At 49.5% G+C, this 14,018-nt stretch carries 9 protein-coding genes; 2 read left to right on the top strand and 7 right to left on the bottom strand.

The features are described 5' to 3' along the window. Positions 1–5 precede the first annotated feature (5 nt). The 3 genes from ICL55_RS23225 to ICL55_RS23215 are packed head-to-tail and all read right to left on the bottom strand — an operon-like array spanning position 6 to position 7,436. Positions 6–2,765, bottom strand: coding sequence for a glycoside hydrolase family 78 protein (locus ICL55_RS23225; protein WP_223151555.1), 2,760 nt, complete (start codon positions 2,763–2,765; stop codon positions 6–8). An 18-nt stretch (positions 2,766–2,783) separates the two neighbouring features. Continuing rightward, complete coding sequence (locus tag ICL55_RS23220; protein ID WP_188101855.1) at positions 2,784–4,289, bottom strand: RagB/SusD family nutrient uptake outer membrane protein; 1,506 nt, start codon at positions 4,287–4,289, stop codon at positions 2,784–2,786. 18 nt (positions 4,290–4,307) lie between these two features. Beyond that, positions 4,308–7,436 carry a SusC/RagA family TonB-linked outer membrane protein gene (locus ICL55_RS23215; RefSeq protein ID WP_188101853.1) on the bottom strand — a complete coding sequence of 1,043 codons (3,129 nt, stop codon included), beginning with the start codon at positions 7,434–7,436 and terminating at the stop codon, positions 4,308–4,310. 316 nt (positions 7,437–7,752) lie between these two features. Between ICL55_RS23215 and ICL55_RS23210 the strand changes: the two genes are divergently transcribed. Further along, positions 7,753–8,358 (top strand): RNA-binding protein, encoded by a 606-nt coding sequence (locus ICL55_RS23210; protein ID WP_188101851.1) that lies wholly within the window; start codon positions 7,753–7,755, stop codon positions 8,356–8,358. Positions 8,359–8,361: 3 nt separating this feature from the next. Here ICL55_RS23210 and ICL55_RS23205 read toward each other — a convergent pair whose 3' ends face one another. After that, positions 8,362–8,727, bottom strand: a complete 366-nt coding sequence (locus ICL55_RS23205; RefSeq protein WP_188101849.1) for a winged helix-turn-helix transcriptional regulator — start codon at positions 8,725–8,727, stop codon at positions 8,362–8,364. An 81-nt stretch (positions 8,728–8,808) separates the two neighbouring features. On the opposite strand from ICL55_RS23205, the gene ICL55_RS23200 reads away from it, so the two are divergent. Further along, a complete protein-coding gene (locus ICL55_RS23200) occupies positions 8,809–9,285 on the top strand; it encodes a group II truncated hemoglobin (RefSeq protein WP_188101847.1) in 477 nt (158 codons plus the stop codon). Between the two features lie 37 nt (positions 9,286–9,322). On the opposite strand, the gene ICL55_RS23195 is transcribed toward ICL55_RS23200, so the two are convergent. From ICL55_RS23195 to ICL55_RS23185, 3 genes are read right to left on the bottom strand one after another with little or no spacing between them, the layout of a single operon-like run. Further along, a complete protein-coding gene (locus tag ICL55_RS23195; protein WP_188101845.1) occupies positions 9,323–10,939 on the bottom strand; it encodes a tail fiber domain-containing protein in 1,617 nt (538 codons plus the stop codon). Positions 10,940–10,987: 48 nt separating this feature from the next. Further along, positions 10,988–12,241 (bottom strand): hypothetical protein, encoded by a 1,254-nt coding sequence (locus ICL55_RS23190; protein ID WP_188101843.1) that lies wholly within the window; start codon positions 12,239–12,241, stop codon positions 10,988–10,990. 22 nt (positions 12,242–12,263) lie between these two features. Then, complete coding sequence (locus tag ICL55_RS23185) at positions 12,264–14,009, bottom strand: tail fiber domain-containing protein (protein WP_188101841.1); 1,746 nt, start codon at positions 14,007–14,009, stop codon at positions 12,264–12,266. Between the last annotated feature and the right edge of the window lie 9 nt (positions 14,010–14,018).

Raw genomic sequence — 14,018 nt, 5'->3', positions numbered from 1 at the left:
GAGCATCAGAAATCATGCTGTATATCATAGTTCCCTGAAGGAATTTCATACACCGCATACCCTTCTTCCATTCTTAAGAACTTCACGTCTTTATTATCGGCCATTGGCTTTCCTCCTTCCTTCACCTCTTTAGCGTCTTTTGCCGGCACGTACACGGTAGCCGTGGTATTAACAGGAACGCTTATACGCCATTTAAAAGACGGTCCGTTCTGTTCCCAGTGGCTGCGAATCAGGCCATAGCCGGAATGATAGGAAGCATCTACCTTCTTCAAATCTCCCACTACCAATGGTTTCATGATGATCTTCTTAAATCCGGGAGCCGCAGGATCCGGTTGTATAGCACCCAGGTTCTGATAATACCACACTACCAGATCACCCAGCAGCATCACGTGATTGCCGGAGTTCATGGCCGGATCGGCGGTATTGCCATTCCATAGTTCCCAGATAGTGGTAGCGCCCTCTTTGGCCATATATCCCCAGCTGGGATAGGTAGTATTGGTGGCCAGTTTGTAAGCGATGTCTCCCCGGCCATAGTCCGTGAGCGTGCGCATGAGCCATTCCGCTCCCACCAAACCGGTGCTGATATGCCCTTTATAATCATGGAGCGTTTTATCAGCGATATGCTGGAAAACCTGTTTTTGCCGGTCTTCCGGCGCCAGCTGATAAGCCAGCGAGAAGATATTGGCAGTGGGTGTATTGTTGGCATAATAACCGCCTTCCTGATTCAAAAACTTCTTATTAAAGGCCGCCTTCACTTCTTCACCCAGGCTCTTGAAAGTGGCTATATCAGCGGTATTGCCGGTAATGGTGGCAAAGCGCTCCAGGAGCGTCAGCAGGTGATAATAGAAAGCTGTACCGAGGAAATCGCCGGCTGTTTTACGGGCCGGGTCTTTGGAATGTATCAGCTCCGGTGATTCCGGCGGCATACACCAATCACCATAGGTGTCTTTGGTAAGAATACCATCCTTCATGTATTTGTCTTTCATGTAGGCCATCCACTTTTTCATAGACGCATAGTGGCGGCGGATGGGCTGGTCATCGCCGTACTGTTCATACATCAGGTTGGCGATGATCAGGTAAGCAGCCGGCCAGGTCATGTTATCGGAGTACATGCGCCAGTAGGACGGGGCTACGTTAGGCACACTGCCTTCAGGTGTCTGCGCATCTTCAATATCCTGCAACCATTTGGCATACAACAGATGATTGCCAAAGATGAAGGCCTCTCCTCTGGCGCCAACAGCACGGTCACCCAGCCACCCCATGCGCTCGTCCCGCTGCGGACAATCGGTAGGCATCCCGCGGTAGTTGCCCCGGATACCCCAGTAAGCATTTTTGTAAATCTGATTGATCACTTCATTGGACGTTTCGAAATGGCCGGTAGTGGCCATGTCATCATACACCACCCTGCCCTCAATAGCAGACAGGTCGGGCTTCCCGGGATAACCGGTCACCTCTACATAACGGAAACCATGATACGTAAAACGAGGTTCCCATTCTTCGGTCCCTTTGCCGTTCAGTGTATACTTGTCCGTTACCCTGGCGGAGCGCAGGTTGGCCATATAGAGGGAACCATCCTCTTTTAGTCTTTCAGCAAAGCGCAACTTTACCCCGGCACCTTTGGGGCCTTTCACTTTCAGCCGTACCCACCCTACAAAGTTCTGGCCCATATCATAGATAAACACGCCTGGTTTTATCTCTTTTACCTGCCGCGCCTTCACCGTGTCCATCACGCGAATATTGTTGTTCATCTGCGCTACCAGCAGCTCACCAGGTTTGGACACCAGCTGCACCGGTAGCCAGGACGCGGCATTAAAGCCAGGTTTGCTCCATCCGGGCATTTCTTTGGTGGCATCATATTCTTCGCCGTCATATTCGTTGTTGGCGCCCAGCGGACCGGCAGCGGTGACCTTCCAGCTGTTATCAGTGATGATCTTCTCGCCGGAACCATCTTCGTACAACACCTCCACCTGACAGATCATTTTAGGATAACCGAAATTGGTAATCGGCGGTAACCCTGAACCATTGCCTCTCATGGAGAAGTAACGGCCATTGCCGAGGATAGCGCCGATGGTGTTATTTCCCTGTTGCAGTTGTGTCGTGATATCGTAGGTGTTGTAAAACGTCCGTTTGTTGTATTCCGTAGGACCCGGGGCCAGCACGTCTTTACCCGTTTTACTGCCGTTGACGTACAGTTCATACAACCCTACCCCGCTGATATAGGCGGTTGCTTTTTTTACTTTTTTAGGGAGACGGAAATCTTTTCTCAGGTACCTTGCCGACAAACGGGTAAAGGTATCGGTAGGCCGATCGCCCGCAAAGGCGCTGTCCATGCCGATCCACACCGCCTGCCAGTCGGACGCCCGCAACAGTCCCATCGACCACGATGCCGGTTCGCTCCAGGCCGATTCTTTTCCGTCGCTGGTCCACACTTTTACTTTCCAGAAGCAGGCATCACCGGTGCCCAGCGGCTTCCCGGCATAAGTCACGCCAAGGGACTGGTCCGAGCTGATTTTACCGGAGTTCCACCGGTCAGCTTTACCAGCTTTCAGATCGGCCAACGAAGAGGCCACCATAATCTGATAGGCTTGCTGCATCAGGTTGCGTTTGCCGCTGGTGATCTCCCAGCTCAAACGGGGCGTGGTGGCATCGATGCCCAGTGGGTTTTCACGGTATTCACAACGTAAACGGGCCAACGTTGTCTGGCCCGTTTGTGCGGCACAGGACACCGTAATAAACAATAACAAAAGAACAATCTGTCTGATCATGATAAAAGATTTTGAATACTATTGCGGGTTTTGAGTCAGGTTATCCAGGTTGATATCCGTTTGAGGGATGGGCAACAGCAACCGGTTCGTGGTCACCTGATAGGCGTTGCCCGGTATATAATTTTTCTGTTGTTTCTCCCGGAGGCCGTGCGCATTCAAGGTTTCCACCGCTTTGCCGGTGCGTACCAGATCGTACCAGCGGTGATTTTCAAAGGCCAGCTCCACCTGTCTTTCATGATATACGGCTTTCCGGAAATCTTCCTGGCTGGCGATATTCAGCGCAGGGTCCGGGTTTCCGGCAGTTTTCTTCGGTAAACCGGCTCGGAGCCTCACCTGATTCAACAGGTCAAAGGCTTCTCCGTTAGCCACAAAAGCCTGCTCGTTCAAACACTCTGCGATCATCAACAGCACATCAGCATAGCGGAGTACGGGAAAGTTATCATTGGTACGGCCCACTTCCGTATAGCCGTGATTGTATTTCTTCACGTATGGAATGGCCACAAAGGAGCCATTGGCCGCTTTATAGCCTTCCGCCATCGACACCTCCTTTCGTTTATCGCCCGGTTCATAAGCGCTGATCATATCCGTAGTGGGAATATTCCAGCCGGAGCCGCTACCGTTGATGCTGGTCTTGCTATCGCCGGTGACGGCGCTGCCCGAAGTATACGGCGCAAAGATGTACATGAACGTGCTAAACAGTCCCGTCTGCGAACCCAGGTATTGTATTTCAAATATCGATTCTGGTCCGTTCTTTTTTCCTGGTTCAAAATTATCCGCGTAGTTTGGAACTAAGCTGTATCCCAGTGCACTTACCTTTTTGAGGGCCGTGAGGGCCTCACTGTATTGATGACGGGTCAGGTATACTTTGCCGAGCAGCGTATAGGCGGCGCCGGAAGTAGCCCTTCCCACAGCAGCGCCGGTATAGGCCACCGGCAGCCTGGCCGCTGCATCCGTCAGGTCTGCGATGATGCGTGCATAGACCTCCTCCACCGATGCCCGTCCTTTCGAGAGCGCGCCGCCGGGGGCTACCACCGAATGTTCCCGCAGCGGCACACCACCAAACTGGCGCACGAGGTTAAAATAGTGAAAAGCCCGGAGAAATTCTGCCTCCCCCGTATATTGGTCCTGCTTACCGGATGAAAATGATTTGATGTTGGGAATATTATCCAGGACATCATTGGCCCTTGAGATACCGACATAACTGTTTTTCCAGAAATTGGTGATACATTCAGCAGTGGCGCCCACCAGGAACTCATCCACAAACTCCCACTGCTCATGGCCCCTGTCGGCCGTATTATACTGGAAAGCGGTATTGTCTGAGCGCATCTCCCCGAAAATCCAATAGCTCTCTGAAGCTAATGGTTGCAGCATATTATAAGTGCCGTTGACAGCCTGTTCTATCTCCCCTTCTGATTTATAAAAAGCAGCGCCATTGATGGAGGTCTCCGGATTGAGGTCCAGAAAACGCTTGCCACAGCTGCATAAACATATCGCAAAACATAAAAAATAGTGAGCCCTTTTCATAAGACACATTTTTACTTTTTAAAAAGACAGGTTAATACCCAGGGTGTAAGTCCTTGCCAGCGGATAGTTGGTGAAATCCTCTCCCGGCGTCAACGCTGTACTGGTGGCGTTACCGGACACTGTTTTCCGGCTTACTTCCGGATTGGCGCCGGAATAGCGGGTAAACGTATGCAGGTTCTGTACACCGGCGTATATACGTGCCTGTGAAATGAATCGGGTCCGTTGCAACCATGCTTTGTTCAGGTTATATCCCAAGGTGATATTCTGTATGCGCATAAAGGAACCGTCTTCCACCCAGGAGGAATTCACATCCCGATAAATCACACGGGCGCCATTAGTGGTGGGTGTTTTACCATCTCCCGGTTGTTGAGGAGACCGCCAGCGGTTCAATACACTACGGTCGGTATTAAAAATCCCATCGATATTTTGCAGGTACTGGTTGGCCGTTTTCAGCACCTGTCCGCCCTGTGCGCCGGTCAGCACAATACCGAGGTCAATGCCTTTAAAAGAGAAATGATTGGTCAGGCCCCAGACAAATTTGGGATTGGGATCGCCGATGATAGCAAAATCATTGACCGGCTCTATTACGCCGTTGCCGTCCACGTCTTTGTATTTGATAGAACCCACCACGGAGGTGACGTGTTTGGGCGATTTGTTCAGGTCTTCCTGATCTTTATACACCCCCTCCACCACATAGCCATAAAACAGGCCCACGGGCTTGCCTACTTCTGTGATGTGGGTAAAAGACCCTTCACCGCTCCTGCCGCTGTAGATAGGATCGTTGCGGTCATTGAGCGCCAGTACCTTGTTGCGGTTGAACGCAATGTTCGCGTTGGTGGTCCACGTGAAAGCGCCGGTGATATTCTCGCTGCCCACCCCCACTTCCAGTCCATGGTTCTCCACCTTGCCGGCGTTGATGATCACGTTTGTATAGCCGGAAGACAAGGGTATCTCTGAATTATACAACATCCCTTTGGTAAGGCGTTTGTAATAATCCACGGTGACGGTTATACGATTACGGAAGAGCCCTACGTCCACGCCTGCGTCCAGCTGGGAAGACTCCTCCCAGGTGAGGTCCGGATTGCTCAGGGAAGAAGTAGCGCGGCCGCTGGCGATCTGATTGCCCAGCACATAGTTGTTGGTGACCACGTTAGACATATACGTATAGTTACCGATGTTATAGTTGCCCGAGAGGCCATAGCTCACCCTGGCTTTCAGGTCGCTGAGCCAGGACACCTGTTTCAGGAACGGCTCTTCCGAGGCCCTCCAGGCGATGGCGGCGGAAGGAAAGGTACCGTAGCGGGTGTTATAGCCGAAGCGGGAGGAGCCATCAGAACGGACCGTAGCCGTGAACAGGTATTTGTCTTTATAAGCATAATTGATTCGTCCCAGGTAAGAGAGGATGGCCCATTCCTGCACATCCTGTGAGTAGGACGGAATAGTGGCCGCTGCGCCGATGGGCTTTATCAGATCATCCGGGTAGTTACCGGCATTGATCACCAGCGCATCTTCCCGGGATTTCTGGGCCGTGTAGCCCAGCACCACGTTGAGCGAATGGTCTTTGTGAAAAGTACGATCATAGGTGAGCAACATTTCACCGAGCCAGTTCAGGCCGTTGGCTTTAGACTGCGAAGAATTCGGAATGCCGGGCGGCGGGTTGTTCACGCCACCGAGAAAAGACGGATTGAAGACAAACGTAGACCCGTTGCCGTAGCTGACGTTAAAACTGCCTTTCGCTTTCAGGCCGGGAATGATTTCGTATTCCGCGTAGGCTGTGGCCAGCCCGGTAAGCGACTTTATCTTCGTAGCGCCATATTCGAGGGAGTTGAGCGGATTAGCCGCGCTGAACATCCCGGGAGAACTGATGTAAGGGGTGCGGGCGCCGTTTTTATCCGTTACCGGAATCAGGGGACTAAGCCACAGGCTGCGGGTGAGCACATCGGTAAAACCGTTTTCAAAGTCATTGACCGCCTGCGTATGGTAAGTTGGCGCGAGGTTGAGGCCTATCTTTATTTTACGCCCTACATTACTTTCGATGTTGGCCCTGACCGTGTATCGATCGTAGCCCGTATACCGCAGCACGCCATCCTGTTTAAAATAGCCAAAGGAGAAATAATACCGTGTATTTTCCGATCCGCCACTAACGCTGACGGTTGTATTATGTTGCGGCGCGTTGCGTAATACCATATTGTACCAGCTGGTGCCTTCGCCGTATTGTTCAGGGTTCCGGTATTCCTCCGGGATATCCGCGTCGGTGGCCGTTTGGCCGCGGGAGGCAAAATCATCTACGATGATATCTTTTCTGAACTGTGCGAACTCACGTGCGTTTAGCATTTGCGGCCTGCCTTTCTGCGGTACTTCCTGTATACCGTAGTAACTATTGACCTGTACCAGCGGCATGCCTTTCCGGCCTTTCTTTGTGGTCACGATCGCTACGCCGTTGGAGCCGCGGCTGCCGTAGATGGCCGTAGAAGAAGCATCTTTCAGGACAGTGATATTGTCGATGTCATCAGGATTGATGAAGCCCAATGGGCTGGCTTGTTGACCGAAGCTGGCCGCTATCGGGAAACCATCGATGACGAAGAGGGGATCGCTGCTGGCGCCGAAGGAGCCGGAACCGCGGATTTTAATAGCAGCGCCGCCGCCGGGCGTACCGGAAACGGTGCTCACCTGTACGCCTGGTATCTGGCCTGTCAGTTTCTGGTCTACCCCTGCCACCGGCAGGTCCTGCATCTGTTTACTGTTCAGCGTGGCCACCGCGCCGGTGAGGTCTTTCTTCTGGCGGGCGCCATAACCGATGACCACCACTTCACTCAGGCCGGCCGTATTGGATGTCAACAGCACATGGATCACCGCCTGCGTACCTACTACCACCCTTTTTTCTTCATAACCGATAAAACGGAAAGCCAGCGTTTCACCTGGTGACGCGGTAATGTGAAAGGCGCCTCTGGCATCCGTTTGAGTACCGATGGCTTTTCCCAACACCTGTACCGTCACCCCTGTGAGGGCGCCGGCGGCACTATCCGAAACGATGCCGGTAATCTGTTTCTGCTGCGCCAGCAGGTGCTGGCAGCATAGCAACGGCAACAGTCCATATAACCAGACATGGCGATGCCACAGCCATAGACGTGCATAACGTTTAGACATAACGTGAAATCTTTTGTTGAACAATAAATTTTTGACTATCGGACAATTTCAGGCACAACTGTCCCGGCACGGGCTACAGCTCCGTGTAACAGCAACGGTTATACGACATTTTTTTTGGATTCAGGCTATCTCAGCCCGTTGGTTGATACGATCAGTGGCTTCTCTGGCATCATGTGGAATTTTATCATGCAGTAATACGAAAGGTAAATTAGGGCAATTATCCCGGGCAACTATCCTGTCCCATGCTGAGACGGGTACAATAAGCATACGAGGGCATAATTGTTGGGGCGTTTTCCAGGTAACAATCTGGGTAATTATGCATCCATTATTAGCCACAAGCGGCCTCATTCCGGAGCAACGGCTGGGAGGGCAATCCAATACCAGCTATAGCCGGCGGGCGACCAGCCAGGACGCGGCGGTAGCCCTATATGAAGTGGCACGGCGCAGATTGCTCGATGTAAATCAATGGCAACTGCTCAGTAAACCGCTCAGTGCCCGGTTTCAGCTGGTCAATGAAAGAGGCGAGGCCGTTGACCGTTTTGCCCATCAGGGGGATTATATCCGCATTAATCTCCCCGGCCCAGGCACCCAAACAGGCAGGGGATTCGACTGGGTACAGATAGAGCAGATCCGCACGCAGGACCAGGCATATACCGGTATGCGCGTACGTCCGTTACCGTTGCCTCATGCTGCCGACAGGGAGACCGCGCATTTCTTTAAACACTATGCTACCAGTTCTTTTATTGTAGAGAAAAACGGGTTGGAGGTAAAAGCGAGCGTATATGGCAGAAATGAAGTCCCTAATACAGCCGTAAGGAGGCTGCTGGACAAAATCAGGAATCTGATTATCAGCGTAGGTGCCATCCTGGGCCTGTCCAAAGCGCAGTGGGGTGGTCTGGCGAAAGGCATCATCGAAGGATGATATCTATTTATACAGGTGCTGGTCCTGCACGTAATCGATACCATGTTCTTTGAGGTATTGCACGCCCCATCCACTCATAAATTCGTATAGCGGTGAGAGTGACTTCCCTTCTTCAGACAGCGAATAATGGACCCGGTATGGTTTCCGGGAGATGACACTTTTAGTCACCAGTAAATCCCGCTCCAGTTCTTTCAGTTGCTGACTAAGCATCTTTTCAGATATGCCCGGCAGGTTTTCCCGCAATTGGGTGTAGCTGCGCTGCTGCTGCCAGTGCAGATGTGATAGAATCAGCAATTTCCACTTGCCGCCAATAAATCCAAGGGTGACGTCCACCGGACAGGTATATGTTTTATCGTTGAGTGTGATCATTGTTCCCTACTTTTTGGTAAGTTATTGCTCCTGATACCCAGCTTGTATACATTTGAAAGCAATTTTCACTAAATTAACAAGATGACAAACGATAAAAAAATTCCTTCTTTATACGAATGGGCCGGCGGTACACCGGTATTTGAAAAACTGACAGATGCCTTCTATAAAAAGGTGCTGAAAGATCCTTTGCTGGAGCCTGTTTTCAAACACATGAGCCCGGAACACCAGCTGCACGTGGCCCATTTTATCGCCGAAGTGTTTGGCGGCCCTAAAACTTACAGCGACAACGAAGGGTCCCATTACCAGATGGTACACAAGCATCTCGGCAAACACCTGACCGAGCAGCACCGTAAAAGATGGATAACGCTGTTGCTGGAAACAGCCGACGAGCTGGGCCTGCCGGAAGATCCGGAGTTCCGGTCGGCCTTTGTGGGTTATCTCGAATGGGGTACCCGCATTGCTGTGATCAATTCGCAGGAAGAGACGCTCGAGATGGATAAAGAACAGCCTATGCCCAAATGGGGATGGGGTGAAACAGGCGGGCCATATATACCCTGATATAATGAGAAACGGGCCGAGTGGCCCGTTTCGTTTTTTATTTTCCTTTCTTCAGGTCAGCTAACTCTTTCTTCAACGCTGTTACCTCCTGCTGAAGACTTTCTACTTTCTGGTTCATCTCCTGCATCGCTTTCACCAACAGGGCCATCGTATTGGCCTGGTCTACCCCGGTACGCTGTGGGGCCACCATCTCTTCCGGCGCGTCTTCCGCAATGAAGCCGATATGGGTGATGCCGTTTTTGTCCGCTTTGTATTTAAACGTCTGTACCGAAGCTTTGTTAATGATGTCCAGCGCGGATTTACTAAATGGCTGGATGTCTTTTTTCAGCTTGCGCTGAGAAGACTGATAAATACCGGTGACTTCCAGTGTACCGTTTATTTTGGCGTCGCCGTATTTGGTGACGTAAAAGAGGGTGTCGTTAGTATCCATTAAGGGCGAATTCGACTTGAAAAATGAAATCCTGGAACTATCAAGCGCAAAACTTATACTTATTGCCGGGCCATTGATATCGTCTTTTCCTTTCAGATAATTAAGATAAATTGCGTTGCTCGTCACATTATTAGTGAGTGTAGTATATATGCCTTTTGCATATACGGTACCCACACCATATTTGTTCGCCAGAATGTACGCGGTTGTATCCCCCTTGGACCACGTCATCTGTACCCCGGCATACCTATTTGTTGATATCTCTGAAGCCCCTCCTTGTATTGTTGGATCGTTTAACGTACCCAATTTCACACCATCAGAGCGGAAAAACATATAGGTGGAGTCAGTCGCACTATTAACACCTTTAAACAACAAGGAGCGCTTGCCCACGTTTACAATTCTATTAGTCGTTAGTGCGCCATCCACAGTATAGAAGTCACTCCCACTGCCTGCCAGTTTCAATTTTAAATTCCCGGCGGCATCTGTTGTCAAAACGCTATCGCCGGCCACATTATTTTTGTATTTAGCCAATACAATGCTATCTCCGATCTTCGCAGCCCCACTGATCCATAAATGTGCAACTTGCGGGACTGTTTTCTGATTGCGGATAAAGAATGTGTCCGCATAGTCTTTGAATAACACTTCCCGCCACTTGCTCCAGTAAGGTTTGGTATCATCTTTTACACGAAAGAATACCCCATTAGGTCCTTCCAGTTCCCCATCCCAGTTGACCGCCATATCAAAACCGGTTGAACCTGTACGTACCACCAAACCATTGTAATAGGTGTTCTGCCCTATCGACTGGAACGCCTGATTGGACAAGTAAGGCATATCTACGCCAGCATATTGATCGTAGCCTATCACTTTATGCATGGGCCATTGTTCAAATGGTGCTGTCACTTTATCCGGGATCTTCCAATAGTTGGTATTTGCCAGATCATAACGGGTATCTCCCCACGGGCTCAAATCCACCGTATCCTGTCCGATGATAGACAATAAGTTGGCGCCAAGCGTTTTTAGCTGCAGTTTTCTGAACTCCGTACGGCCATTTCCTTTATTAAACAAAAAGCCGGGAACACGCTGCGTGTGGTTTTCAATAATTAACTCCGCAGTGTCACAGGCACTGTATATACGGACACTGTCGGCCCGGATTTGGTAAGTCTGTTGTGCGCGGAGTGTGGTAGTCCATCCTGCAGTTAATAATAACAACAAGCATAACTTTTTCATAGATAGATATTGGGGATATTTAGTTATTTTTTACGCCTCCCGGCATATCTAAAATGCCGACATAATAAACCAGTTGGCGCCGTCGCTCTGTATGGTTATTTTTCTGTATGCAGATAAGGCGGCATCATTAAAACTTGTATAGCCAGTACCGCCTGTATAGGAATAGACAGCAGGGCTCCACGTCATTCGGTTGGCCGAATCATCGAACAGGATCAAAGTCCGCCCCTTGTTTTGTGAAGCGCTGGGCAATGTAACCGCCGGATTTCCGGAGCTGGCCCGGTTAATAACTGTGTAATCATTATTTGACACGGTATAATTACCCGTAATGATGTTGGTGTTAAAGGAAACGCCGGGGCCTTTTATTGGCATGTATTTCATTTTTAATAGCCCTCCGGTGTTAGACGTCACTACACTATCCTCGTTTACCGTATTTCTTAAATTTACCGCCGATACTTTACCATACAGGTACAGTGTACTATTGGGGTAAGATCCATAAAAATCGCCTACCGAAGTACTACCGTCCTGTGTCATCATTATTCCCTGGTTTGCATATCCTATAGTCATGCTTGCCGGTTTGATCATGCCAGACGAGCCCATTGATACACTTGTTCCAAGATAGGATATCCCAAAAAGAGCATTGTCATCAGAGGAGCTCCTTACCGACATCGTATTTTTGACAGACACGGTTCCCGTAGTGACAAGCTGAGATGAGGGAGCAATTGCCCAATCGCTGGAACTATTACCTATCACAAGACCTTTGCCACCTATAAAACTAAGGTAGTTACCTCCCAGGTTAACTACCCGTGGCCCTGTTAAAGTTCCGTTTGAGTTATAAATATTACTGGCAACCACATTTTTATGGACTAACTTTAACTCTCCCTGCGTATTGGTAGTTAGTAAACTGTCTTCTGTGATATTATTCTTATACCTACTCACCATAAAAGTGCTGTCAACACGCCCCGGGCCTTTTACCCAATAACCTGCATTTTGGGCAGCGCTATATTGATTCTGTATAAAATTACCTCCTAAAAAAAAGCGAAAATCCAGCGTGTCCTGATTACCGAAAGATATTTTTCCATTACCTATGTCATTAAACCGCAGCCGCCGAAATTCGGTGCGGCCCTTGCCCTTGTTGAATAAAAAGCCTAATGTGTCCTGGGTACGGTTTTCAAGGATCAATTCCGCGGTATCACAGGTATTATAAATACGGACGCTGTCGGCCCGAATTTGATAAATTTGTTGCGCATGTGAGGTAGCGACACATCCTATTGACAGTAATAGTAACAACCATCGTTTTTTCATAGACATTTTTTTGCGGTATCAATTATTTTTTTTCTTCCAGTAGTTGTTTCACCAACGCTTTCAATTCGGTCACTTCCTGCTGTAATACTTTATTTTGTTCACTTAGTTCCTGCACTGCTTTCATTGTTATCGCCAGCGAACTATTGGTATCAAAACGATCCTGTTTTTTTGTGGAGAAATGCCAGTCGGTGCTGTCCGCGATAATGCCTACCCGTACGTTCTCTTCTTTATCATCTTTATACACAAACTGCTGAATGGTTACCTTATTCAACAGGGACAGGGCGTTTTCTGTGAAAGGGCGGATGTTTTTCTTCAGGATAGCTTTAGATCCCTGAAAGAAACCGTTGGCAATAAGGTTACCGCCGGCATCGCGCAAGGCGGCGCTATTAGCAACAGCGGTAGCTTGTGGATTGAGATTACCGGCATGCCACAGAACATTGCCGTTGGTCGTCCAGGTTTGCATATAATCATTCCATAACAAGATCCACTTTTGGGTAGTTTGCTGATAGAACCCTCCATCATTAGCATTGTTAAACAACAGGGATGGTACTTTGGGAGCATAGGAAAAATTCAGGCCCGACCATTGATTAACCTGTCCATCTATGATCCAGCTGCCAAAGGTGTTAACATTGTTATTAGAACGAAAACCGAATATTGTTAGTCCGGCAGGGTTTCTGGCTTCAAGACTTGCTTCGCTCCCTATAAACTTTGCAGGGACATAAGTATTAGCGGTGCGATCATATCCTATGGCATATGCTACATCCTTATCTACACCAACTTCCATGGCTTTGCCGCTACCACTGTTAAACCAGCCTTTAAAGCGCCCTGTCTGTTCACATTCGATTTGCTGCGCAAAGTTATGGATGCCGACTTCTGCGTTGTAGTACATTCTATCCGGCTTCCCCCCCACATATCCTACTCGTTTCGCAGCGGGTGAATAGAAAGAAATATAACCAGCTTCGGAGCTGAGCCCCGGAAATAACGCCACCGACCCAACGCCGTTAGTGGCGCCTACCATTCCATAATCTGCTACCCAAAATCCGCCTGATTGGCCAACGCTCCGCTGGTTTTTAATGTATTTATTGTTATTATCAACATAATCTTTAAAAACCAGTTCCCGCCAGGGACTCCATGCCTGCCGGTTATCATCTTTACCGCGGATAAAAGCTCCTCTGACGCCCAGATCTTCGGCATCCCAGTTGACCGCCATCTGATAGCCCTGAGTACCCTGCAACACGACATGACCTACGTAGTAATTTCGTGTAGATGGTCCGGTACCGGTTGACTGCTCCGACGTCAAAGGCATATCCGGTGAATCATAGGCACCAAAGCCCAGCACTTTCCAGGGGCTGAAGGCATCAGGGCCATAGACGCTATCTTTAGGAATAGAATAAAAGTAAGAGATCGGTGCATACACTGAAGTCAACTTGCCTCGTTTCCGGTAGACTATGTTGTCGCCTTCCCGGTACATAGTATCCACACCGGTAATGCCCGGCAGTGTATTCAAATCCAGTGTATCCTGTCCCGTTATTGCTATTTGTGTATCCCCAATCTTTTCCAGCCGCACTTTCCTGAATTCCGTACGCCCGTTACCTTTATTATACAGGAAGCCATTCGTATGTTGCGTACGGTTCTCGATGATCAGTTCAGCCGTATCACACACATTATAGATGCGGACGCTGTCGGCCCGGATCTGGTAAATCTGTTGCGCATGCGTCGCCGTTGCACCTCCCACTGATAACAGACAAAACAATAATAATCTCTTCATAGACACAGA

The organism is Chitinophaga varians (genome assembly GCF_014529945.1).
Taxonomy (GTDB): domain Bacteria; phylum Bacteroidota; class Bacteroidia; order Chitinophagales; family Chitinophagaceae; genus Chitinophaga; species Chitinophaga varians.
This window is presented reverse-complemented; position numbering and strand designations above follow the sequence as displayed.